The sequence below is a fragment of the Paenibacillus pabuli genome (assembly GCF_039831995.1).
In the GTDB taxonomy this organism is placed as follows: Bacteria; Bacillota; Bacilli; order Paenibacillales; family Paenibacillaceae; genus Paenibacillus; species Paenibacillus pabuli_C.
In genome coordinates, this window is record NZ_JBDOIO010000005.1 from 690,389 (window position 1) to 714,098 (window position 23,710).

Genomic DNA, 23,710 nt, shown 5'->3' on the forward strand with positions numbered 1-23,710 from the left:
TTACGACATAGCAAAGCAACGTCCGAGTAGTTTTTGATTTTCTACATTCAACGAATACAGCTTTTTGTGATTATGGCCTCCAAAGTATCAAAGGGATGCCCCGCGTAAAAGCCCATGAACCTGCTTAACAACCGAATATTACTTTCAAGTACGTATGTGACTTTGAGGTGCGTACTTCACACCTTCCTTTTGCTGGCTCACAATAATGTACAGGAAAAGAAAGGAGCATGCCCATTGAAACCTGATCAACCCCTTACCCACCACACCGCTCTCGTTATTGGTGCGGGCGGTGTCATTGGAAGTAACCTGATCGATTATCTGAAGACACTTCCGGAATGGAATGTCATTGGAGTATCACGCCGCGGAGGGCAGGATTCTCCCAGACTTCGGTATATATCGGTGGATTTACTGAATGAAGCCGATACTCAGGCCAAATTGGGTCATTTGACGACGGTCACTCATATTTTTTATGCGGCTTATCAGGATCGTCCTACATGGTCCGAATTAGTACAACCCAACCTGGCCATGCTCGTCAATGTGGTCAGTGCCATTGAGCCCGTCGCCCCCAACCTCCGGCATATCAGTCTAATGCAAGGTTATAAGGTGTACGGTGCTCATCTGGGCCCGTTTAAAACACCTGCACGGGAAACGGATGCACACCATATGCCACCTGAATTCAATGTGGATCAGCAGCAGTTTCTTGAGAGAAGGCAGCCCGGAAGCGGCTGGACCTGGTCAGCTCTGCGTCCGTCTGTTGTATGTGGCTTCGCTCTCGGCAATCCAATGAATCTCGCCATGGTTATTGGGGTATATGCGTCCATCTCCAAGGAACTTGGCCTGCCGCTTCGCTTCCCCGGCAAGCCTGGCGCTTACCATTCCCTGCTCGAAATGACCGATGCTGCCCTGCTGGCTCGCGCTACCGTTTGGGCGGCGACCGACCCCCGCTGCGCCAATCAAGCGTTTAATATTACTAATGGCGATTTGTTTCGCTGGAATGAACTTTGGCCCAAAATCGCTGCTTTTTTTGAACTGGAAACGGCGCCTCCACTCCCGCTTTCGCTTGCAACAGTGATGGCAGATAAAGAAGGTCTTTGGAAATCCATGATTGAGAAGTATGGCTTGATGGAAACCTCCTATGATGACGTCTCTTCCTGGGCCTTTGGCGACTTTGTATTCTCATGGGATTATGACTTCTTCGCAGATGGTTCCAAAGCCCGCCGTTTTGGCTTTCATGACTTTGTTGAAACAGAAACTATGTTTATGGATATATTCGCGAATTTGCGTGAGCGCAAGATCATTCCGTAACGGAATATAAAATACAAAACAAGCGGATTCCCAAACCTCGGAATCCGCTTGTTTTGTATTTCTCAATCAACCATCTGAGGTCGGTGGCTTAAACAGAATTTTCGCTCGATTACCATATACCTTTTCAACATGAGTATCGCCCCATCTGCACATCGAATGGAGAATCTCCTTAAGACTCCACCCATATTCCGTTAGCTCATATTCTACCTTCGGTGGAATTTGATGATGGGAAATACGGGTTACGATACCCGCCTCCATAAGTTCACCAAGCTGCTGGGTCAATACTTTCTGAGCAATGGCAGGCATGAGCTTCATCAATTCACCATTACGTTTTTTGCCAAAAGTAAGATGGAACAGAATAACCGGCTTCCACTTGCCGCCGATCACCTCAAGTAGAGCTTCGACAGCAGTGTTATATATTTTGATGGGTTCCTGCATATATCTTCTGCCTCCCTATAAGACGGTTTCACTAAAATCCTCGTCATACTTGGATCGCGTTCCACACCCATTCCCCCTTTTAGGCTGCAATACAATCCACTTTGCAGTTTAATTATAGACCATGATGCATCGTTATCAGCCAATAAAAAAAGCAGCCCTCGGGGCCGCTGGACATTCTTCACTTCAAGCTCTGTAGAATGTTTTTCATTTTGTTATAATGTCCGCTCACCCGGTCAACCATGTAGTTATACATGAGCTGGTTCTCCGAAAGGTTCGCCATTTCCCTATCGATATCCACATTATTGCCGTTGTTGTTCATCGTTGTTTCATTGTTCTCCACAATCCGGTATGGAACTACGGAAGAATTGAGATCTTTGGCAGGCAGATGCTTCGGATGTGTCCGGTGCATGTCCAGCTCCCGGGTTGTACCGTTTTCTACGATACGTCTCAGCGCTTCTTCAAACTCCACCGATTTCTTTTTGTAATTGGGCGTGTCTGCATTGGCAATATTGTCAGTGGTGACTTTGTGCTGCACGTTCAGCACTTGCAAAAGAGATTCATTGCGTCTTGACGTGTTGGTTTCAATCACGGCTCAGTCTCCTTTAGAGCGAAATAATGCAGTCCCAATTATAATAAGAAAAAAAGTTGCCCTCTGTCAACTTCCACTCAATTCTTACATATAAAACTCAACACAACATTTAGCGATTCAGCTTTTCAAAAATCTCCGCTAACTTCTCCCGGTCCTGTGCTGTTAACTTTTCAAATAATTCCCTACGCAGCTTTTGCCCCTCCATGGATGCTCTGCTAAGAACTTCGGAGCCACTATCCGTAATATCCAAATAATTAATGCGGCGATCCGATTCATCGACGATCCTGACGGCTAACTTTTTCCCGACGAGCTTGTCCGATAAATAACTGAGAGTAGGCGGAGTAAGCCCCAGTGTTTTCGCAATGTCCGAAGGTCGGCTTTTTCCGTTTTTCTTCAAATGGGAAAGCACCAGAACATGGGAAACACCCAAGTCCTCATTGAATGTTTTGTTCCACTGTATAATCAATTTGTTGGTGAAGGTATCCATATTGTGTATGATTTCAAAAATCGTTTTCTCTTCCATAAATGCCTCCTCATCAAAAAGACAGCCCCTAATGAAAATTAAGAGCTGTCATTATTCTACACACTATTGTGCGGAGTATCCACCATCAATAACCAGCTCGGAGCCAGTAATATAGGAAGAATCATCGGAAGCCAGGAATAACGCTGCTTTGGCAATATCAATAGCTTGACCCAGACGCTGTAGAGGCGTTGCCTGGATCAACCGACCGAGTAGTTCTTTGGAAGTACTTAGAGATTGGGTCATAGGCGTTTCGATAATCCCTGGAAAAAGAGCGTTGACGCGAATCCCCTGACGTCCGAACGTCGTAGCCGCTGCTTTGGACAACGCACGTACCGCGCCCTTCGATGCTGAGTAGTGATTGAAGCCCTGCCCAATCATCGCAGTATACGAAGAAATATTGACGATGGAACCCTTTTTCTGAGCTGCCATATACGGAGTAACATGCTTGATGCCCGCAAACGGGCCAAATCCGTTAATGGAGAGCATTTTCTCCCAATCCTGTGCGTTGATGTCTTCAAATGGTTTTTCGGATGAAATGCCAGCATTGTTGACCAGAATATCTATTTTACCAAATCGCTCATGGACTACCTTCGCCAGTGCCTCCCAGTTCTCGTCCGAAGCCACGTTCAATTTCATACCGTATACATTCTGCTTCTGGCTAGCGGTCTCCAGCGCCGCATCATTAATGTCCGCTGCAATAACGATAGCACCTTCCTGTGCAAATAGATCCACCATGCATTCGCCAATACCCGAGGCTCCGCCTGTAATAATAGCTACTTTACTTTCCAATTTTCCCATGTCAGTTGCTCCTCACTTTTAATTTAATGTACTGGCTTAACAGCAAAAAACCGAGATGGATATTTTTATTTAGATATAAAACTATTAGATGTCTAAATAATAACACCAGACTATCCTATATGCAATGCAAACACCCGAATTAACTTATTTTGGTACAGGCATAATTCAAAATACCCCACCCAAGCTCTCACGTTCAATGAAAGGGCAGGATAGGGTATTGAATGATATGAAGTGAACTTACATTGAATCAGCCATGTCGGGACGGCGATTGTCCTCATTGACCAAACTACGAACAAAGGTATCAAAGTCGGGAGCAATCCATGTGATCTTATAGTTATTTTCCTTATCCACGTGAACCACCTCAGGCTCACCCGCATTATCGGATGCACGGTAATCCAGCATGATGATCTCAGAATCGGATGGGCACTTACATAGAACCACACCAATCTCCGGATAACCGCCTTGCTCAATGATAAACCTGCTGCCCTCTTCACCGCACAGAGAGTGCTTCTTCTCCTGACCGATGCCCAGCATTCCCGAGATCTCAATGAGTCTCTTCTCTGCGGCCCCTGCCTCGCTGACTGGGATATACCGGTAACGAGGGACCCCACCATTATGTATTTTCATCATGTCGACATAGGCTCTAGGCAATTTGAAAACCAGCCGCTCCTCTACCGACTCAATCTGTTCGTCCGTAGGTAAAGGCAGTACCCAATTTTCCAGCGCTTCAGCGTTGTCGTTCCAAAAATCCGTGGAATTCGGATCACTAGCACTGGATTGCTCCATAGAGGTTGCCGGGACGGAGTAAGCCGTCTCTTGAGCTGTCTCTTGAGCTGTCTCTTGAGCTGTCTCCGCAGCAGGCTTCTCAGCTGTTTTACTGCGAATCCATTCAAGAAACTCCTGTGTATCTTCATCTCCAGGGTCCAGTCGGTCTGCCGTTTCAAAAGCAGCTTGTGCCTTCTCATATTGCTCCAGATAATAATAAGCCAGTCCGATGCGATAATGCCACAAGGGGTCGTCCTGGCCCTCTTCAGCAACCGTCAGGAATTGTTCAACTGCCTCTTCATAACGTTCCAGATTGTTCAGCGCTCTACCCAAATGACCGATCAGCTCATAATCACGCTCTTCCACATCAATGGCTGTAATCGCATCCACAATCTCTTCGAAATCATCCTGTTCATGCCACTCTTCCAGCTGCTCCAATAACTCGTCTCTCATCCTGCTTACCTCCCTGATTATTCGCTCTTCATCCCTGCTGAAAATTATACCATTTATCAGATTGCCTTCTCCAGCAATGCCATTCCTGACTAGTATTCAAGATGGCCTCATGTCATATTCAGCACGAGCGAATAGGTTTTGAAGACCCAGGAGTTTGCCAGATCTGCTGCTGCATCTCTACTAACCCGCACAGAGGGTTTTAGCTCCTGCACGTCATCCGTTGAAGATCCTACTGAACAGCGCAGCAGCTTCGTGTATTTCTTGATATACTTTCCCACTTCCTCGTAGAATGCATGCGTTAACGGGAGATGTTCACGAATATCCTCATAGACGTAATACTTCCCTTTTTCATCTTCAAGATGTACTTGAAATCCTTTGGGGAGTGAGAGCATAATGCCCGGTAACTCGTCCTCGGCCCACGCTCCATGATAAGGAAAGCCGATTCCTTCGTTTTTGATAAAAAAACCAGAGACCTTATCATCCACCTTCATCGTTATGGAGTATACAAAATGGGGGTGGTAATGGAGTTTTTCTTGTCCTGTAAAGTACTGATAATAAGTGGCATAAGCCTCGTGCACCTGATTTAAATCATGGGTGGTTCTCGCAAAATTCGAAAGACTAAACTGAGCTTCCTTTTGTTCAAAAAGATTTAAAATCCCTTTGAATTCCTCTGGTGTGACCAAAAACTTAAGCTTATAAAATCCACTGTGTTTCAAGCGATCCATCGTTACCACCCCCAATAATTAAGTCACACTGCTGAACTTAATTTTTCCAATATTGTTTTAACAGATCAGTTACCCTTTCCACGCACCAAGCCCATTTCCCTGCTTCATTATAGGAAGTATAGAACGTTACATTAACTCTTCCGGATCGGAATCCAGATCTCGCTTCTGTATTGCGGCAAGGTAACATCCTTGTGCTCATTCCACAGGATTTCCGGTCCTTCGCTAACTTCATAATCGGACGAAGGAAACCACTCGGCGTAGATTCGTCCCCACACATCCTGAAGCGCACTCGGAAAGGCGCCAACCGCAGTAAACACAGCCCATGTCGATGCGGGTACTTCCAAGCATGCCAGACCCTCAGGGGCCACTTGGGTCGTAGCTGCACCGATATAATGATCCAGTTCGCCCTTCTCCTCCATCCGCTTTTCGCTAAAATGTGCCGAAGCACTGATGAGCCCCAGCGGCTGAACATTGGATAACCCCTTGATCGTCTCGATCAATTCCGGGGTGAGCTGCTGATACATTGCTGCAATGTCCGGGTTCACTCCGTTGAACACGATCGGCACCCTTTTACTGATTCCTACAATGCGAAAAGCCTGTTTTTCTTCAATACGGTAGTTCATTTCACTTCCTCCTTGAATGGTCAATTGAAAGGTCATCCGGGGGAAGGCCTTGAGCGATGGACCATGATCTCGCGCTTCGGAGGGTGTGACCCCATGCATGCTCTGAAAAGCCCTGGCGAAGGAATCCGGTGAAGTATACCCATATTTGAGCGCAACATCAATGACTTTGCTGTCATGACTGCTAAGCTCCATCGCTGCCAGCGTCAAGCGCCGGCGACGGATGTACTCCGACAAGGTAATGCCGCTAAGAAAGGAAAACATCCGCGTAAAATGGTATTCCGAACAGCACGCGATTCGTGCTACCTCTTTCATATCCAGTGTCTCCGTCAGATTCTCCTCAATATAAGTCAAACCCTCATTCAGCCGTGCCAGTGTATTCATCATCATTCCCTCCCCCGTTAATCCAAGCATAACAAAGCCTTTCTTCCCGCATCCGACATTCCCTGCACCATTCTGCAGTAAGCATCTACTGATCAGCAGGCGTCCAACACAGACGGCGAATTCTCCATTTTACAGCGATGCCGTTCCTCTTACTTGTCATTTACATATTTTATAGAAAGATAGTTTTGAACCTCACGGATAAGGAGCGTGATCGAATGGGAGCCAGCCCGGGAATATTCAAGAATAAACAAGGCATGTCTATCATTGCCTGCACCAAGCGCCAGAATTATATCCATAATCTGTTCAAGAATTACAGCCGACAAAAGCACCCCAAGAAAGAGATGATCATTATCGTCAATAACGATAACATCCCTCTTGCTCCTTATCAAAGCTTAGCCAAAAAGCTTCGGAACGTACACGTTTTTCGTCTGCCGGAACGTACCTCTCTCGGTGCTTGTCTCAATTACGCGATCAAGAAAACAAAATACAGCTATATTGCCAAGTTTGATGATGACGATTACTATGCTCCCTACTATTTGACGGAAAGCCTGCAGACCTTCAAGAGAACGGATGCCGATGTCATTGGCAAGCGGGCACATTATCTGTATTTACGCGGATCCAGGAATCTGCTCCTTCGTTTTCCCCAGGATGAACATCGCCCTGTAACCCTCATCCCTGGTGCCACTCTTGTCTTTAAACGAGATGTATTCAGCCATGTCCAGTTTCCGGATCGAAACGTCGGTGAAGATGATCTGTTCTGCATAAGAAGTAAACGGAAGGGGTACAAGGTGTACTCGGGAGGCAGGCATAACTTTGTCGCGATCCGCAGAAAAAACTCCTCTGACCACACGTGGATCATCAGTGATAACGAACTCATCTCCCAAAGCAAAAAAATCCGAACAGTGAAGCATTATAAGAGATATGTACAGAAAAAACCAAAGGACGAATCTTAATGGCAGCGCCAGTTCGTATTCGTAGTCAGAATGCCGTTTCCATCATCGTATGTACCAAACGGCAACAATGTATGGACAACCTTTTCCGTAACTACGGGCGGCAAAATTACAAGCATAAGGAGCTTATCGTCATATTAAACAATGACAAGCTGAAGATGAGTGAATATATGAAGGCTGCCAATCAATTTAAGGATGTAAGCGTACTGTCTTTACCAGAAAACGAGTCGTTGGGGAATTGCCTTAATCACGGAACTGCACTGGCACGAGGCGATCTAATCGCGAAATTTGATGACGATGATTACTATGCCCCGGGGTATTTGGCGGACAGTGTGCGAACCTTGGTCAAGAATAATGCAGATATTGTTGGCAAACGAGCTCATTATATGTACCTGAACAGCAAAAAGCTCCTACTGCTTCGTTACCCTACGAAGGCGAACCGGTATGTCCCCCTAATTCAGGGCGCGACCCTTCTTGTGAAACGGCAGGTGGTGACTGAAGTTGGTTTTCGTGATAAAAATCGAGGAGAATGCGTAACATTCTGTTCCGATAGCTTGGCAAAAGGGTACACGATTTACGCGGGGAGTCCATCCAACTTCCTTGCAATACGTAGGAAGAACTCCGCAGATCACACGTGGATTGTGAATGATAGAGATCTTTTGACCAGGAATGTGAAGGTGCTGAAAGTGAAGAATCCAAGACAATTTGTAACTGCACGCTAGCTTAAGCTACTTGGATAGTTTCACCCGATCTCTGCAAATAGAAAATAGGATGAAACCGCAAAAAGAGCAGCGTCCAGCTGCTCTTCTTCCTTGTATAAACTATAGGTTTAAAGGTTACTCTATCTTATTCAAACCAGATACTCCGCCATAATCTGCTCGATGTCATAAGGGGTAATCCCTTGCTCCACCGAATAGATTGTGTCAGCCTGATCCAGCGTATCTACCAGTTCGCCTCGGGCCTTTGCATGAAGCATGAACAGGTCGTACAGATCTGGCTTGCGCAATGCGGTCATGGCTTTCCCCATCAAGACCATTCCCTTTTGATTGCCCTCTACATTGTTATAGTAGTAAGGATGGCTGGTTAGCGCAAGATCGGTCCAAATGACCGTACGATCTACCAAATCAAGTATGACGGGAATCGTAATCTGTGTATCGGCCGTAATATCAATTTTATTCGCCACCGTAGACGGTTCGAAGATTTCACCCGACCCTGGCTTCTTGCGCATCATCCAGCCCGAGAAGCATTCCGGAAGGTCGCAATACGGATGACTGGTGAACGACAGCAGCGAAGCAACGACATACCGGCCACCATAATTAACGATCGACGGGATATGCAGATCGATAAACTCGCATGCCCCCTGCGGAGCCGATACGATATCTCCGCTGTGGACGGCCTTGTACTTGGTGGAACGCAGATTCGTATAGGAGATGTGCTCAACATAATTCCAGTTCTCGTCATACATCACTGCAGAGAGGTCGATATCGACGCGTCCCGTGTCCTGCCCGTTGACTATGCCTTCCTTCCACCAGTTGAAGAAACGAATCGTATCTCCCTCTCCCATCGGTACCTTGCTCCCCCTCACAAGGGTACGCAGGGCCTTACTCGCTGAACGTTGGGAAAAGGGCACGAGATAGTCATGAAGCTGTTCATCAATATATGTCTTCCCCAGCGGAGGAAGAGCAGAGAATCGTTCGACAAGAGCCTGCTCACACAATTGCACAACTTCCCGGCACGTCGCCTCATTCAACACTGGCTGCTGATTCGGAATACCAAATGCCTTTGCCACGTTTCCTTTTGGGAAAAAGACACGCAGATCCTGCGGTTCATTACGCTGGGCAAAATGTTGCCTCACCTGCAGCATCACCGGCGTGGATACCTGCGCAGTCACTTCACTAAAAGCCAGCAATACATAGGTCTCATCTTCGGTGATTCGCAGTACATGATCCAGCCTTCTGGCAAACTCGCCCGGACGCTGCGACAGCAGATCAATCAGGCTCCAGATATTGCGATACTGGAACGCCAGCTCCACGCTTCCATTGAAGGTGGCAAAGGGCTTCTTGTTCCGCAGAATATCAAAGGCTTCTTCGCAGCGAGGATACCGAAGCTTATATTCGGAAGGATGCAAGATTTCACCCAGACGAACCCAGCGATCCTTATATCGCAGCATGTCTTCGGTGATCTGTCCGCATTGCTCCAGTAGACCAAGCAATAGGCGTCTCTCACGACGCTTGAACTTGCGGAAGCGTGCAGGCGCCGCTAGACTAACATCACCATCCGACCAAGCGACAGCCAGACGCAGGACGTCCGTAGCCGTTTTGAAGTACAGACCAATCCGTTCCATACTCGCCTTTTCATGCTTCAACAGCGAAGCCACCACGAAGCCCACATTCTCTTTGAACGGAATCTCAGTGGGTAAGAGAGCATCCACTTCATTCGGGTCCGCATATGCCAGTACCGTATCAATATCTTCCTTGTCCGTTTCGGAAATGGAACCCTTCGCTTCGATCAGCTGGCGGATGAGCGTCAGGAACCCTTCCTCACTGCCCAAGTGGATCACTTGCAGATCTGTTTTCTCAAGCAAAGGCTGTCTCTCAACAGATTCACGATCAGGATATACCAAGGTCAGGTAGTGAATGATTGCATTGAGATACAGCTCCGCCTCGTCTTCCTGCATCACCTGCATGGGGAATCCCGGATACATCGGTTTGTACTTCACGTGTGCACCGACCATATTTCTCAGATCCGCCACCAACTGAACAATGAGTGCTTCAAACTGTCCCTTGGATAAACTTCGTACGGCTTGCATCAGCTCATCGGAGAACGTGTATCCCAGCATTTCTATATTTTTCAGGGCAGTAGCCAGATAAGACTTGGGTAGCTGATTCTCCCCTTGATGTTCAATAATGAGTTTATTTGCTCGTCGCAAGTAAATAGTATTACTTTTCATGATAAAAGAGTCCAGGAAAGCCGTATCCCTATATAACGTGAAAGGTTAGCTTAAGAAGGAAGGAATATGATAGCCTGGACGCCTCCTCTCTTGATTAGAGATCCTTCAGGAGAGCTGCGACCCTATTTCATCCAATTGAGTTAGAAGGAAGGATCGCAATAGCCTGAAGGCCAGAGGTCCGAAGTTCGTGACCCGAACCTTTGGTAGACCCATCATCTCAGATTCCACGATCTCCCAACAGGGTGAAAGTATTACGACTTCATGAATCGTTGGCCAATATTACCCGTAAACGATACAGTCTGCTTGATGGACGTCCGAATATAGGGAACGCACCGGTTGGCGTCGAATACCACGATATACGACTTAATTGAGAACTACGCATGAATCGAGGTTATGACCGATGGAACTTCAAACACTATATAACGAGTATCTGAATATCAAATTCAAACGCGGACTACAGCCTGTGCAGATGGAAAGTTTCGAATACGGCCTCTATGACGATGACAGTGCTGATCTGTTTCTGAAGGATCACCCGGAGGAGACCTTTACAAATTGGATGTACGATTTACAACCGAGAGATCCCCATTATGTTTCTGAACCAGACTGGAAGCCTGTTCTCGGAGAGCTTTTTCAGCAGATGGATATATATGATGAACAGGTCCTTTATTATCTTCTGTTCACCATTAACACCACGCTGTCGATCAACTCGCACAATGCATACAGTACCATGAATGATTTCATGAAAAACTACAGCTTCTTACAGCTGTCCCACTTGAGCGAGATCACCCGTTTAAACGCGGAGCAGAAGCACCAGGTAAGAGACTTTTTCTTCTTTTACTACCTTTATGCGCATCCGGTTAACGAGGAAACTCTCTACGCGTGTTCATTTGACCGTCAGAACTTGGTGCATACCAAAACCGATATTCCATTGGAGCGTTATTTCGCGGCATTTCATGATCACTATAGTACAAATATGAATGAGTACAGCGAGCAGATCGCCATTGCTCCACACGACATCCAAACCTGTAAACACCTCACACTGGAGCTTTTGCGGCGTATTGAAGGGAAATCTGCCAAGCTGAACATGCCCAAGGAGGAAGGATTAGAAGCGGTGCTGCTGCTCATCAATGACGTGGATCAGATGCTGCAAATGCATGACGAAAATAAAACCGTGTTGTTTGAGATCATGAAGAAATTTCTGACTGAAGCTCGTTCCACTCCCTATCGGGATCACTGCTTCACGACGCTGCTTCAGAACTATGTTTCCTACATCCTGTTTTTCAGGTTTGACGAAATTCATGCATTGGTTGATTATTTCGAAGCCACCCCGGAATGGTGCAGAATGATCATCAATAAAATCTTCATGGACACCGTTTTCATTGATCGGGTAATGAGACAGAAGCGCATCGATATAACCGCGTACCCGAATGTAATTCAGTTTTTTGATGATGAAGCGAAACGGATCTATCTGTAGCTTCGAAGGGGGCCTTAAACCAAAATAAAAAACATCAAAAAGCCTTCGCCGACGTTAATGTCAGCAAAGGCTTTTTGCAATTTCATCTTTTATTTGTCAATCGAATTCGTGTTTTCCAGCATTTTTCTGCGAATAACGTTCTATTTCATTACATCTTACACCGAAGCTACCTTCTTCTCATCCGTAAGCCCCAGTGTCTTGGCCGTAGTAGTGTGAACCTTGCGAAGAAGCTCCGGATTCTCCACCAGCGACTCGCCGTAGGAAGGAATCATTTCCTTAATCTTCGGCTCCCATGAATCCATATGCTGCGGGAAGCATCGCTGCAGAATCTCCAGCATGACTTGTACCGCAGTCGAGGCTCCTGGCGATGCGCCGAGCAATGCAGCTATTGATCCGTCGGCCGCTGTAACGACTTCTGTACCGAATTGAAGTGTTCCTTTGCCGCCCTGCACTGTATCCTTAATGACTTGCACGCGCTGGCCTGCCAGAACCATATCCCAATCTTCGCTTTTGGCACTTGGAACAAAATCACGCAGTTCCTCCATACGCTGCTCTTTGGACAGCATAAGCTGTTGAATCAGGTATTTGGTCAGTGAGATTTCTTTGACCCCTGCAGCAAGCATGGTTAGAAGGTTATGTGTTTTAACCGACGTGATGAGGTCGGCATTCGAACCCGTCTTCAGGAATTTGGGTGAGAAGCCGGCAAACGGGCCAAACAACAACGACTTCTGGTTATCAATAAATCGGGTGTCCAGATGCGGAACAGACATCGGCGGAGCGCCTACCGAGGCTTTACCATATACTTTGGCATGATGCTGCTCCACGACCTCCGGATTTTTGCAAACCATGAAGAGTCCGCTGACCGGGAATCCGCCGATATGCTTGCCTTCCGGAATGCCGGACTTTTGCAGCAAATGGAGGCTTCCGCCACCCGCACCGATAAAGACAAATTTGGCTGTATGACGCTCCACTGCACCGTTGTTCAGATTCTTCACCGTTAATTCCCAAGCTCCGCCTTGCTTGCGTTTAATATTTTTCACACTATGTTGGTAGTGGATGCCCACGTTTTGATTCTTCAGGTGATCAAGCAGCATACGCGTTAAAGCGCCAAAGTTAACATCCGTACCGGAGTCGATTTTGGTAGCTGCGATCGGTTCTTTCCCTTTGCGGCCTTTCATCATAAGAGGAATCCATTTCCGCAATTTTGCCGGGTCATCCGAGAATTCCATACCTTCGAATAAAGGATGGTTCGATAAGGCTTCATAACGTCTTTTCAAAAACAGGACATTGCTCTCTCCATGCACATAACTCAAATGTGGAAGCGGCATAATGAAGTCCCGCGGATTACGAATCAGATTGCTTTTGACGAGATAGGACCAAAATTGTCTTGAGACTTGAAAATGCTCATTCACCTTAATGGCTTTGCTGATATCTACGCTTCCGTCCGGTCGTTCAACGGTATAGTTCAATTCGCAAAGTGCAGAATGGCCGGTTCCGGCATTGTTCCATTCGTTGGAGCTTTCTTCTCCTGCACTAGCGAGCTTCTCATAAACCTTAATATTCCAATCTGGTGCCAATTCTTTCAGCAAGGTTCCCAATGTTGCACTCATAATTCCGGCACCAATCAAGATAACATCTGTACTCGTTTGTCCCTGGCTCATGTCTACCGTCCTTATATCCTATATTTGCCAAAAGGATGTAAGCGTTATCGATTTGGCATTTGCAGCGAGCCCGTTCTTGAACTGGCCCAAACCTCTTCTGAACGAAATTAAACCTTGGTCATAGTGTATCAATATTACGGTTAGATTGAAATATGCAATTTTAAGTTACTTTGTCTACATGTTAGTATACTTTAGTTTCATACTCACCGCTAACCCGCTTATAGGGGTGAAAGATTTATTTTTTCAAGATTATAGAAAACATGGCAGGCCATAACGCCCTCTAATGTCAGACTTCTGACTTCTGGCTCACTACTTCACATCCGGAACAAAAGGGGATATCATCTATGCTGGCTTTCTGCATGGAAAAAGCCTATTCCAATGGTGCATTCATGGAATAAGCTTTCTTAAACTTTGTCTCCTTAGAGCCAAATGTCCGATTAGCATGTTTATTCGGGAGCATGTACATGGTATCTTCCCCGGGGTACGACCAAGGGAGAGCCTGATAAAGGGTCTTCTACCACGGTACAGTCCAAGCCAAATATGTCTTTCACCATGGTGCTTGTAACGACGTCAGAAGGAGCACCCTCTGCTACAAGCTTGCCTTCCACCAGCGCGATGATATGATCCGCATAACGGGCTGACAGGTTGATGTCGTGAAGCACCATGACAATCGTTGTTCCATGCTTTCGGTTAAGGTCGGTGAGCAGATCGAGAATTTCAACCTGATAGGTAATATCCAAAAAGGTCGTTGGTTCATCCAGAAAGAGGATGTCCGTTTGCTGCGCCAAAGCCATCGCAATCCAGACGCGTTGTCGTTGACCACCCGAAAGCTCGTCAATATTATGGTTGGCGAACTCGGTAATGTCCATAATCTCCATGGCTTCGGCAACCGCTTCGTAATCCTTCTTGGTCCATCCGCTCAGCAAGGATTGATGCGGAAATCGTCCCCTCCCCACCAAATCTGCCACGGAGATGCCTTCCGGCACAATGGGGGATTGAGGTAACAGTCCAACCACCCTAGCCAGCTGCTTAGGTGGAATTTTGCTGATCGGCTTCCCATCCAGCGTGATTTTTCCTGATATCGGCTTAATGAGCCGGGCCAATGTTTTTAGAAGGGTAGACTTCCCGCAACCGTTAGCTCCAATAATTACACTGATTTGGCTGCTGGGGATCGCAATGTCTACGCCATGAATAACGGTTTTGTTGTCATAGCCAGCTACTAAGTCTTGAGCTTGGAACACATGCGTCGGTTTCATTATAATTCTCCCTTTCGGTTCATTCGGATGAGCAGGTAGATCAGATAAGGCGCTCCGAGAATTCCGGTGATAATGCCGACAGGATATCTGACCTCGAATGCAAATTGTCCGATGAGATCTGCAGCCAAGACCAGATTAACGCCAACAAGCCCCGCCGGAATGGCATTTGAAAAGCCTGATCCGGCTAACCTTTTCGCGATGGGTCCCGAAAGGAAAGAAACAAAGGCGATCGGACCGGTAGTGGCTGTCGCGAGAGCAATCATGCCTACAGAACACAAGATAAGTACGATTCTTGTTTTATCCGTGGCGACACCAAGTGAAGTGGCCGATTGTTCTCCAAGCTCCAGCAAACCAAGGTGTTTGCCTAGCACAATAATAAACGGCGATAGAATCAGAACGGCGATGATTAAAGGCGGAAGCTCGTCCATCTTGGAGCCGTTGAGACTGCCGCTGAGCCAGCGAAGCGCAGTTGGAATGTCCTGCTGCGAACTCACCAGTAAAAGATAGGATATGACGGCATCAAGCATGGCCTGTATACCTATGCCGACAAGGATCAATCTTCCGATCGAGAATGATTTTCCCTTGGATAATACATAGATCAATACTACCGTAGCCAGACCCGCAATGACCGAAGCAATGGAAACAACAGCTCCGTTTGCATGAATGACCGTGATGTAAAACACGGCCGCTGCGCTTGAACCCGAGGTAATACCGATGACATTCGGATTTGCTAAGGGATTGCGCAGCATGGTTTGAAAGATATATCCCGCCATACCGAAGGCAAATCCGGCAAACAACCCTGCGAGCATCCTTGGTAAACGTATGGTATGGATTGCGAACGTCGCCCCTTTGATCTGCTCACCGGAAAGCACCCGGATGACATCTCCCAGCGGGTAGACGGTATTCCCCAGCAAAAGCATGGCACAGCATAGAGCGAACGCAAGTATGGCAAGTAATGCAGTAACAACGACCCACCGACGTCGTCGTTGACGTCTGCCCGATATAATAAATTCCATCGTATGTTTTTTCATAATGAACGCACTTTCGATTTGATCGCTAGAATGATAAGAATTGGAGCTCCAATGAAGGCTGTAACCACACCGACCTCAAGCTCTCCCGGACTGCCGATGAGCCTGCCAAGTACGTCGGATATCGTCAAAATAATCGCACCTGAGATCGCCGACATCGGAATAACAAAACGCAAGTCAGAACCGAGTATAAGCCGAATCACATGCGTCGCCAAAAGTCCGATAAAACCAATGGGACCGGCCAGTGCCGTTGTTGCACCACATAACAGAACTGCTGCAATTGCCGCAATCAGCCTGAGTACCCCCGTTCGAACGCCCAACCCGGTTGCTACGTCGTCACCCAGTGCCAATGCATTCAGTGCTGGAGCCGTAATAAAAGCAATGATAATACCAATGGCCAGAAACGGCACAAACGTACCGATATCGCTCCAGTTGCCTGCACCGACGCTGCCGACTTGCCAGAACCTGAATTGATCCATAACATAAGCGCGTGGAATCATGATGGCCGTCACCAGAGAGGAAAGGGCTGCCGTTATGGCCGCTCCCGCTAACACCAGTTTGATGGGTGTAGCGCCGCCCCGCCCCATGGAACCGACAGCGAATACAAATACAGCGGTAAGCGCAGCACCGACCAAGGCCAGCCAGATATATTGCCCTGCCGTACTAATGCCCAGAAAGGCGATACCGAAAACAACAAACAGAGACGCACCCGTATTTACACCCAGAATGCTCGGGTCTGCGAGCGGGTTGCGCGTGACCGATTGCATTAATGCTCCGGAAACGCCCAGTGCAGCTCCGCAAAATAAACTGAACACGGTCCGGGATATTCGTTTGCGGACAATATTTGCCCCGTAGGAGTCCACATTGGAGTGAAACAGGCCGTCGATTAGTTCATTCCATCTCACCAGCCGGGAACCCAGGGTGAGTGATGCCAGTACGCAAACGCCGAGCAAGACGATGCAAATGAACAGCACCGTCTTGAAATGTTTAGGCATATGAAGTTTTAAAGCATTGTTTTGGGAAGTCGGAGAACTATTCATTGATCTTGTCGATCGCTGCCCCGATTAATTTCAGGTAATCATCAATGGTATACGCAATCGAAAGCGGGTTCGGCGTTCCGGCAGCCACCAGAGGGGTGTCACTATCGATGAAGGCAACAGAGCCTCTCTCGATCGCAGGGATTTTACCCAGCAAGGAATCGGCCTGGATGGCCTTTAACAATTCATCATTGCCGTATCCGATCAGCAGATCGGCATCGTTAAGAGCCTCTGCATTCTCAGCACTTAGTTCCAATGAGTAGCTTTTCGGATCCTTAATAAGTTCGGTGATACTTTCGGGATTGCTCAATCCCAGTTCTTCCAAGAAAGAGACGCGAGAATCAACTGGCGTATAAATATGCAGTTTGGACATGTCTTGTGCAGAGAAGTTCACCCAAACTACTTTCTTGCCTGCTATTTGAGGATAGGCACTCAGTTTCTCCTTAATCATGTCTTCGGTATCTTTAATCAGCTGCTCACCTTCCGCTTCCATGCCCATGCCTTTAGCGTTAAGGTTTACTTGTTCACGCCACGTCGTTGCCCATGGAGCTGTTGGATAAGCCACAACCGGAGCAATCTCGCTTAGTGTATCGTAGTCTTCCTGCGTGATACCGGAGTATGCGGCAAGGATCACATCCGGGTTAGCATCCGAAATGGCTTCAAAATCAAGACCATCTGTATCCTGGAACACGTTCGGATCAGTTACACCGAGCTCGTCCAGTTTCTCTTTGGTCCAAGGAAGCAGTCCGCTATCATCCTGAACACCGAAGTTTGCCGCTGAGAATCCAACAGGGACAACGTTAAGAGCAAGAGCAATATCATGGTTGGCCCATTGTACGGTAACCACACGTTCAGGTTTGCTTTCGATCACTGTCTCACCAAGGGCGTGCTTGATGGTCATTGGATATTGTGTACTCTCATCTGGAGTAACCGCTGTTTCTGTCGCTGATTCATCCGTGTTTGCCGAACTGTTCGCTGCAGGAGTTGAACCCGTTGTCGAATCGGATTGCTGTGTTGAGCAGCCCACCAATGCCAAGATCATAATCATCGAGATGATTAGTGCTTTCAATGAAATGTTTTGTTTCCCCTTCATGTAGACCCTTCCTTTTCTCCATTAAAATTTTTGAATATCAGGATTAACTATCCTGTCTTGCTGTAACCTCGGTCACGAATCATTGCGAGAACGTTTTCAATCAACCTGGCGATTGAATGAAGCTGATCTCCCGAATTGTGACATGCATCTGCTCACTTGAAACTCAGTCTCTATGTATCGGTGCGAAAACAACCTATAGCAAAAATTAAGAACGAAGTTTCGTATATTTATACATTCTTACTCATTGTGATACTGATAATGATTATCGATATCACAAATCTACATTTGTTTTGATAGATTGTCAACAAAAAATATAGATACATACTATCGGGAGTCATGAAAAAAGGGGGGGACACAAATTATTAATAGGTATTTTACGTTAAATAAGAAAACCAGCAAGCTGTTTAAACTTACAGAAAAACAAAAGTAACATTAAAAAGCCACCATCAATTCTCATTGAAAGTGGCTTTTGGGTTTGCGTATACCTGCATGCCCTACGTTTTGGGCTTTTACTCAGAAGATTGAAATGAGTTCCTTCGTATACGGATGACGCTCTTCTGCAAACAGCGCATCGCCACCAAAGCGATCGACGATCTGCCCGTCTCGCATCACGATGATGCGCTGGCTCATGCGATGTACGGCAGCCAGATCATGAGAGATGAACAAATATGAAAGCCCCAGTGATGTCCGTAGGTCGGTTAGCAATTGCAGAACAGCGCCCTGTGATATCACATCCAGGCTGGCTGTTGGTTCGTCAAGGACGATAACATCCGGTTCAATGCCAATGGCACGTGCGATGGTTACGCGCTGACGCTGTCCGCCGCTTAACTCATGCGGATAACGCCCCGCGAGTTCACTTGGAAGTTCGACAGCTTCAAGCAGCTGCCGCACGTAGGCGTCCTTTGATGTATAAGCGAAGTGAGACAACTTAATGTTTCTCCCGAACTGCTCATACGGATCGATCAGTGAATCAGCAACCTTCAGCTTAGGATTCAGCGCCGCAGCCGGATTCTGAAATACAATCTGGATCTTCCTGCGATGCGGACGCAGGCGTCGGCCGCTAAGCCGCGCAATGTCCTCTTGGCCGAGCATGATCGAGCCGGAATCCGCATCTTCGATCCGCAGCAGACAGCGAGCGAGCGTACTCTTGCCACAGCCGCTCTCGCCAACCAGGCCCAGGCACTCCCCTCGATTTATGGTGAAAGAGACGTCGTTTACAGCTGGACGCTCAGCGCCAGCATAAGTGCGGCTGAGATGTTCCACCCCCAGCACAGGTTGGGTAGGCAACTCGGATTGACCTTTGTCCTGTTGGACAGGTGTCTCAACCGGGAATGATTCCTTGTGGTGCTCCATTTCGATTGTCTTCATTGCGTTTCCGCCTCCTTCAGACCCGATTTCAACGAGCGGCTCAGGACAGGAGCTGCTTCAATCAGTTGACGTGTATACTCGTGCTGCGGATGGTCAAGAATACGGTGTTTCCCGCCCGATTCGACGATCTGCCCTTCCTTCATAACAGCTAGGCGATTGGCGTAGCGACGCACATGACGCCAGTCGTGTGTAATGAACAGAATGGCGCAGCCAGTCTCAGCCTGCTTACGCGCCAGCAGCTCCAGCACGCGGTGACCCGAGACACTGTCGAGTGCCGTAGTTGCCTCGTCGGCAATCAGCAGCCTCGGCGATAGCATGAGTGATGTCGCGATGGAAGCACGCTGAAGCTGACCACCGCTCAACTGGAACGGATAGCGGGGAAGCAGCTCTGCACCAAGTCCAACGGACTCCAACGCTTCGATGGCTCGTTTATGCCGGACAGCAGAGGACTTTTCTCCATGGATTTTCTGGTATTCATCGAAATGCCCGCCAATACTTCGAAACGGCGTAAACGCCCCCTGATAATCCTGAAAAATATATGAGATGCGGCTTCCCCGCAGGGCGCGCATCTCCTTCGGTTTTTGTTCGAGCAGGTTGCTGCCTTCAAACATGATTCGCCCCGATGCGTGCAGGTTGGAAGGAAGCAGTTGACCAATCGACTGCGAGAGAAGGCTTTTGCCACTGCCGCTCTGCCCAACCAGCGCCATGAATTCGCCTTCCCGAACGGCAAGAGAGACGCTGTCGACTATGGTACGATCACGGCTGAAGATGCTCAGTTCCTCAATGGAGAGAATCACGGCTGCACCTCCTTTTTCACGTCAAAGCGGTCTCTCAGATAGTCGCCGAGCATATTCGCAAGCAGTACCACCACTACGATCGCTAGACCCGGATAGATCATAAGCTCTGGCCGTGACTGGAAGTATGGTCTGGAGTCATTCAGCATCGCACCCCATTCAGGCGTTGGTGGCTGAGCCCCAAGTCCGATGTAGGATAGCGAGGAAATGAGCAGGATGATCTTCCCCAGATCGAGGCTTGCCAGTACGAGCACATGCCCGGCAATATGCGGAAGCAGGTGCTTGGTCATAATGCGTGCATCTGAGAGTCCGTTGGTCCGTGCGATACGAATGTAGTCCTTTTGCGACTCGGACAGGACGGTACTGCGGACAAGGCGTGCATAGCTGACCCACTTGACGATCACGATCGCCAGCACCAAATTGCCGATACCCGCCCCAAGCAGCCCGCTCAGCACGATAGCTACAATCGTGTCAGGAAAGGCAAGGAAGCCATCAGCGATCCGCATAAAGAGCTTATCTATCCAACCACGCTTGTATCCCGCAATCAGGCCAAACGGAATTCCAATGAGCAGTGCCGCTCCGAGCGCCAGCAGACTATAACCAAGCGTCTGGCCGCCTCCGAGCAGCAACCTTGTCAGAACGTCTCGGCCCAGATGGTCGGTCCCAAATGGATGGAGAGCACTTGCACCCTGCAGCCGTCCGCGCAGGTCGGTTAGTGTAGGGTCATGCTTAAGATAAACAAAGGCATATATGGAAGCCCCGATGATCAGCAGCACGAATAGCAAGGCAGTGATCGCCTGTAGGCTGTGTTTTTTCGATTTTTTAGCGGCCAGTGGACGCAGAAGCATCGTTTTCATCGGTGGGCCTCCCTTTCCTTGAGTTTCATTTCCGGATTCAAATATCGATAGGACAGATCGACTGCCGTATTCACGAAGAATACAACGACCGCCATGATCAAAATGTAACCCTGAATCAATGGATAGTCGCGCTGGCGGATGGCATCAACGACGAGCTTGCCGATGCCCGGGTAGGCGAACAGCACCTCAATGACGACAACCCCACCAATGAGGCTGCCTAGACTGACACCAAAGACGGTTATGACGGGTGGCAGACTGTGACGGAAGGCATGCAAAAAGAAGATGCGACCTTCAGACAAACCTCTCGCCCGGGCAGACCGAACGAACTCCTGGCTCAGGGAATCCAGCAGGCTGGAGCGCAAAAGACGCACATAAACGCTGGAGATGGCAAGTCCCAGCGTCAGAGATGGCAAAATAAGCGAAACGAATCCATCCCGCCCCATTGTCGGCAGATTGCCGAAGCGCACACCGAACAGGTCGATCAGAATCAGGCCCAGCCAGAAGCTGGGCACTGCCGCACCGACAATGGACAACAACCGGCTGCCCCGGTCGATCCAGCTGCCACGATGCAATGCTGACAGTGATCCTAGTGGGATGGCCACAGCTAGCATGACCAGCAGCGCGCCGATCGTAAGTTCCGCTGTAGCCGGAAGCGCCCGCATGAGCGTCTGCATAACCGGCTGTCCTGTCGAGTACGATACGCCGAAATCCAGGCGGATGAAGTCCAGCAGCCAATTGCCAAATTGAACAGGCAGGGAATCATTGAAGCCCATTTCTTCACGCATAGCCTCAACCTGTTCCTGACTGACAGATAGTTCGTCCACGTTTAGAATCGTAAGCACTGGATCCCCCGGAGCCAGACGGATGAAGAGGAAGCTCACAAACATAATGAACAGCAGAAAAATAAAAACTTCAAGAAACTTGCGAAGCAAAATGCAAAACATTACATCACATCCAGCTTATTGGTGATCATGTAATACTCACTGCGCGTTGTTACCCAGTTCTTGATCTTCTTGCCGTTGTAGGCAACGATCGTACCCGGATGCAGGACAAATGAATTCAGCACATTGTCGTGCACGTAATTGGCGGCCTTTTCCGCAAGCTCTGCGCGCTTCTCCGGATCGACTGTGAGATTCAGCTCATCAATGATCGCCGTCAGCTCCAGATCCTCTGATCCACTGAAGTTGAGTGCACCCTTCGGATGATACGTTGCATTCAGATAGTAACCCGCGTCACCTCGCGGTGCCGTCAGATTACTATAGGTTGCGATATCCCAATCCCGATTGGACGCCATATAATCCTCCGGCGTGTCGATCTGGCGAATTTGCACATCGATGCCAATCTTCTTGGCGTCAGACTGGAAGACCTGAGCAATCAGTGGCAGGTCTGCACGAGCCGAGTATGTAAGCAGCGTCAGTTGCAGTGGTTTGCCATCTTTGGTCATAACGCCGTTTTGCAGCGTGTAGCCGGCTTCCTTCAGGTAATTAACCGCAGCTTCTTCACCTGATTGTGATGCTGCCTCGTCATAGGTAGGTGCGAACGGAAGAGACGGCAGGAACGGCCCGATAGCCGACTCACCGTAGCCAAGAAGGATGGTATCAACGATCCCCTGGCGGTCAATTAATGCATCCAGTGCACGGCGCACGTTCAGGTCCTTGATGCTATCACGCTGCATGTTCATCGTCATCTGGTGAACGCGGAACGTAGAGGTGGACTCCACAGTTATGCCATCGATTGCTTTAAGGGATTCCAGACTTTCTACTTCCGGACGGTATACGATGTCGACTTGTCCGGATTGAAGTGCGAGTGTACGAGCATTGGCATCCTCGTTAAACGAGAACGTTACCGAGTCGAGAGGTGAAGCTCCATCCCAATATTCATCGTAGCGATCCAGTTCAAGCTTGCTGCCCGGGGTAAATGAAGTCAACTTGAACGGCCCGGTGCCGATTGGCTTGTTTACGATGTCCGGCTCGCTCACGTCAATAATTGCCGTATTTGGGTTTACCAGTTCGGAGGCGAATTCCGGGAACGGCTGTGTTGTTGTAATCTCCAGTTTGTCACCCTCGGCTTCAATCTTGTCGATCTTAAGTGCATTCTGAATGGCTGCACTTTCGGTCAATGCGCGCTCAAGTGACGCCTTAACGGATTCACCCGTCATCGGCTTGCCGTTCTGGAACGTTACATCATCGCGCAGATCAATGGTCCAATGCTGGCCGTCTTCGCTTTCCCAGCTCTCAGCAAGCCATGGTGCAACGGTCAGATTCTCTTCATCGAGACGAACCAGCGTTTCCGTGATGCCCGCACGTAGCGGAACATAGCTGGAGTCTACATGTGGGTCAAGCGAGTTTGTGGAAAAGTTATATAGGAAGTGAACGTTTTTATCGGTGGAAGGCTGCGCAGCGGGACTCGTTTCGGAAGATCCACAGGCGCTCAGCAGTCCGGCGCTCAGGACCAGGGAGGTCAGCACCAGCAGCGGCGTCTTTTTATTCAAGGTAATGCCCCTCTCTATCAATTGTTGTCTTAATCGTAATTATTATTATTTAAACAATGAGTATTATCTTATCGTAATGATTACGTTTTGACAAGAGATATATTGGTGGTGGAACGCAAAAAAATCCGTCTCTCAGATGAGAGCGGATTCT

General features: G+C 48.2%; 22 protein-coding genes. 4 read left to right on the plus strand and 18 right to left on the minus strand.

Going from position 1 to position 23,710, the window contains the following annotated elements; genetic code table 11:
- Positions 1–234 precede the first annotated feature (234 nt).
- On the plus strand, positions 235–1,305 hold the full coding sequence (locus ABGV42_RS29840; RefSeq protein WP_347384961.1) for an SDR family oxidoreductase: 1,071 nt from the start codon (positions 235–237) through the stop codon (positions 1,303–1,305).
- Between the two features lie 66 nt (positions 1,306–1,371).
- On the opposite strand, the gene ABGV42_RS29845 is transcribed toward ABGV42_RS29840, so the two are convergent.
- From ABGV42_RS29845 to ABGV42_RS29875, 7 genes are all read right to left on the minus strand, one after another.
- A complete protein-coding gene (locus ABGV42_RS29845; RefSeq protein ID WP_347384962.1) occupies positions 1,372–1,743 on the minus strand; it encodes a winged helix-turn-helix transcriptional regulator in 372 nt (123 codons plus the stop codon).
- 178 nt (positions 1,744–1,921) lie between these two features.
- On the minus strand, positions 1,922–2,332 hold the full coding sequence (flgB, locus tag ABGV42_RS29850) for a flagellar basal body rod protein FlgB (RefSeq protein ID WP_347384963.1): 411 nt from the start codon (positions 2,330–2,332) through the stop codon (positions 1,922–1,924).
- A 109-nt stretch (positions 2,333–2,441) separates the two neighbouring features.
- Positions 2,442–2,855, minus strand: coding sequence for a MarR family winged helix-turn-helix transcriptional regulator (locus ABGV42_RS29855; protein ID WP_347384964.1), 414 nt, complete (start codon positions 2,853–2,855; stop codon positions 2,442–2,444).
- 63 nt (positions 2,856–2,918) lie between these two features.
- Entirely contained in the window at positions 2,919–3,653 is a 735-nt protein-coding gene (locus tag ABGV42_RS29860) for an SDR family NAD(P)-dependent oxidoreductase (RefSeq protein ID WP_347384965.1), read from the minus strand.
- A 237-nt stretch (positions 3,654–3,890) separates the two neighbouring features.
- Positions 3,891–4,871: an SMI1/KNR4 family protein gene (locus tag ABGV42_RS29865; protein ID WP_347384966.1), complete on the minus strand. Its 981-nt coding sequence runs from the start codon at positions 4,869–4,871 to the stop codon at positions 3,891–3,893.
- A gap of 107 nt (positions 4,872–4,978) precedes the next feature.
- Positions 4,979–5,596, minus strand: a complete 618-nt coding sequence (locus ABGV42_RS29870) for a hypothetical protein (protein ID WP_347384967.1) — start codon at positions 5,594–5,596, stop codon at positions 4,979–4,981.
- Between the two features lie 131 nt (positions 5,597–5,727).
- Positions 5,728–6,600, minus strand: a complete 873-nt coding sequence (locus ABGV42_RS29875) for an AraC family transcriptional regulator (protein ID WP_347384968.1) — start codon at positions 6,598–6,600, stop codon at positions 5,728–5,730.
- Positions 6,601–6,815: 215 nt separating this feature from the next.
- Between ABGV42_RS29875 and ABGV42_RS29880 the strand changes: the two genes are divergently transcribed.
- Positions 6,816–7,553 (plus strand): glycosyltransferase, encoded by a 738-nt coding sequence (locus ABGV42_RS29880; RefSeq protein WP_347384969.1) that lies wholly within the window; start codon positions 6,816–6,818, stop codon positions 7,551–7,553.
- Positions 7,553–8,272, plus strand: coding sequence for a glycosyltransferase family 2 protein (locus tag ABGV42_RS29885; RefSeq protein ID WP_347384970.1), 720 nt, complete (start codon positions 7,553–7,555; stop codon positions 8,270–8,272). Before ABGV42_RS29880 ends, ABGV42_RS29885 begins: the two co-directional genes overlap by 1 nt.
- Before the next feature lie 128 nt (positions 8,273–8,400).
- On the opposite strand, the gene ABGV42_RS29890 is transcribed toward ABGV42_RS29885, so the two are convergent.
- Complete coding sequence (locus ABGV42_RS29890) at positions 8,401–10,500, minus strand: TerD family protein (protein WP_347384971.1); 2,100 nt, start codon at positions 10,498–10,500, stop codon at positions 8,401–8,403.
- 400 nt (positions 10,501–10,900) lie between these two features.
- On the opposite strand from ABGV42_RS29890, the gene ABGV42_RS29895 reads away from it, so the two are divergent.
- On the plus strand, positions 10,901–11,974 hold the full coding sequence (locus ABGV42_RS29895; protein WP_347384972.1) for a hypothetical protein: 1,074 nt from the start codon (positions 10,901–10,903) through the stop codon (positions 11,972–11,974).
- 155 nt (positions 11,975–12,129) lie between these two features.
- Here ABGV42_RS29895 and ABGV42_RS29900 read toward each other — a convergent pair whose 3' ends face one another.
- From ABGV42_RS29900 to nikA, 10 genes are all read right to left on the minus strand, one after another.
- On the minus strand, positions 12,130–13,635 hold the full coding sequence (locus tag ABGV42_RS29900) for a malate:quinone oxidoreductase (RefSeq protein ID WP_347384973.1): 1,506 nt from the start codon (positions 13,633–13,635) through the stop codon (positions 12,130–12,132).
- A 446-nt stretch (positions 13,636–14,081) separates the two neighbouring features.
- On the minus strand, positions 14,082–14,891 hold the full coding sequence (locus ABGV42_RS29905) for an ABC transporter ATP-binding protein (RefSeq protein WP_347384974.1): 810 nt from the start codon (positions 14,889–14,891) through the stop codon (positions 14,082–14,084).
- The gene (locus ABGV42_RS29910; RefSeq protein ID WP_347384975.1) at positions 14,891–15,922 is read right to left on the minus strand and encodes a FecCD family ABC transporter permease; all 1,032 of its coding nucleotides are present in this window, start codon (positions 15,920–15,922) and stop codon (positions 14,891–14,893) included. The genes ABGV42_RS29905 and ABGV42_RS29910 overlap by 1 nt, the downstream gene beginning before the upstream one ends.
- The gene (locus ABGV42_RS29915) at positions 15,919–16,959 is read right to left on the minus strand and encodes a FecCD family ABC transporter permease (protein WP_347384976.1); all 1,041 of its coding nucleotides are present in this window, start codon (positions 16,957–16,959) and stop codon (positions 15,919–15,921) included. Before ABGV42_RS29915 ends, ABGV42_RS29910 begins: the two co-directional genes overlap by 4 nt.
- Positions 16,952–18,049 (minus strand): iron-siderophore ABC transporter substrate-binding protein, encoded by a 1,098-nt coding sequence (locus tag ABGV42_RS29920; RefSeq protein ID WP_347384977.1) that lies wholly within the window; start codon positions 18,047–18,049, stop codon positions 16,952–16,954. The genes ABGV42_RS29915 and ABGV42_RS29920 overlap by 8 nt, the downstream gene beginning before the upstream one ends.
- A 513-nt stretch (positions 18,050–18,562) precedes the next feature.
- Positions 18,563–19,417: an ABC transporter ATP-binding protein gene (locus ABGV42_RS29925; protein WP_347384978.1), complete on the minus strand. Its 855-nt coding sequence runs from the start codon at positions 19,415–19,417 to the stop codon at positions 18,563–18,565.
- A complete protein-coding gene (locus ABGV42_RS29930; protein ID WP_347384979.1) occupies positions 19,414–20,214 on the minus strand; it encodes an ABC transporter ATP-binding protein in 801 nt (266 codons plus the stop codon). The genes ABGV42_RS29925 and ABGV42_RS29930 overlap by 4 nt, the downstream gene beginning before the upstream one ends.
- Positions 20,211–21,068 carry a nickel transporter permease gene (gene nikC / locus ABGV42_RS29935; protein WP_347384980.1) on the minus strand — a complete coding sequence of 286 codons (858 nt, stop codon included), beginning with the start codon at positions 21,066–21,068 and terminating at the stop codon, positions 20,211–20,213. The genes ABGV42_RS29930 and nikC overlap by 4 nt, the downstream gene beginning before the upstream one ends.
- A complete protein-coding gene (nikB, locus tag ABGV42_RS29940; protein WP_347384981.1) occupies positions 21,065–22,012 on the minus strand; it encodes a nickel ABC transporter permease in 948 nt (315 codons plus the stop codon). The genes nikC and nikB overlap by 4 nt, the downstream gene beginning before the upstream one ends.
- The gene (nikA, locus tag ABGV42_RS29945; protein WP_347384982.1) at positions 22,012–23,559 is read right to left on the minus strand and encodes a nickel ABC transporter substrate-binding protein; all 1,548 of its coding nucleotides are present in this window, start codon (positions 23,557–23,559) and stop codon (positions 22,012–22,014) included. The genes nikB and nikA overlap by 1 nt, the downstream gene beginning before the upstream one ends.
- Positions 23,560–23,710 lie beyond the last annotated feature (151 nt).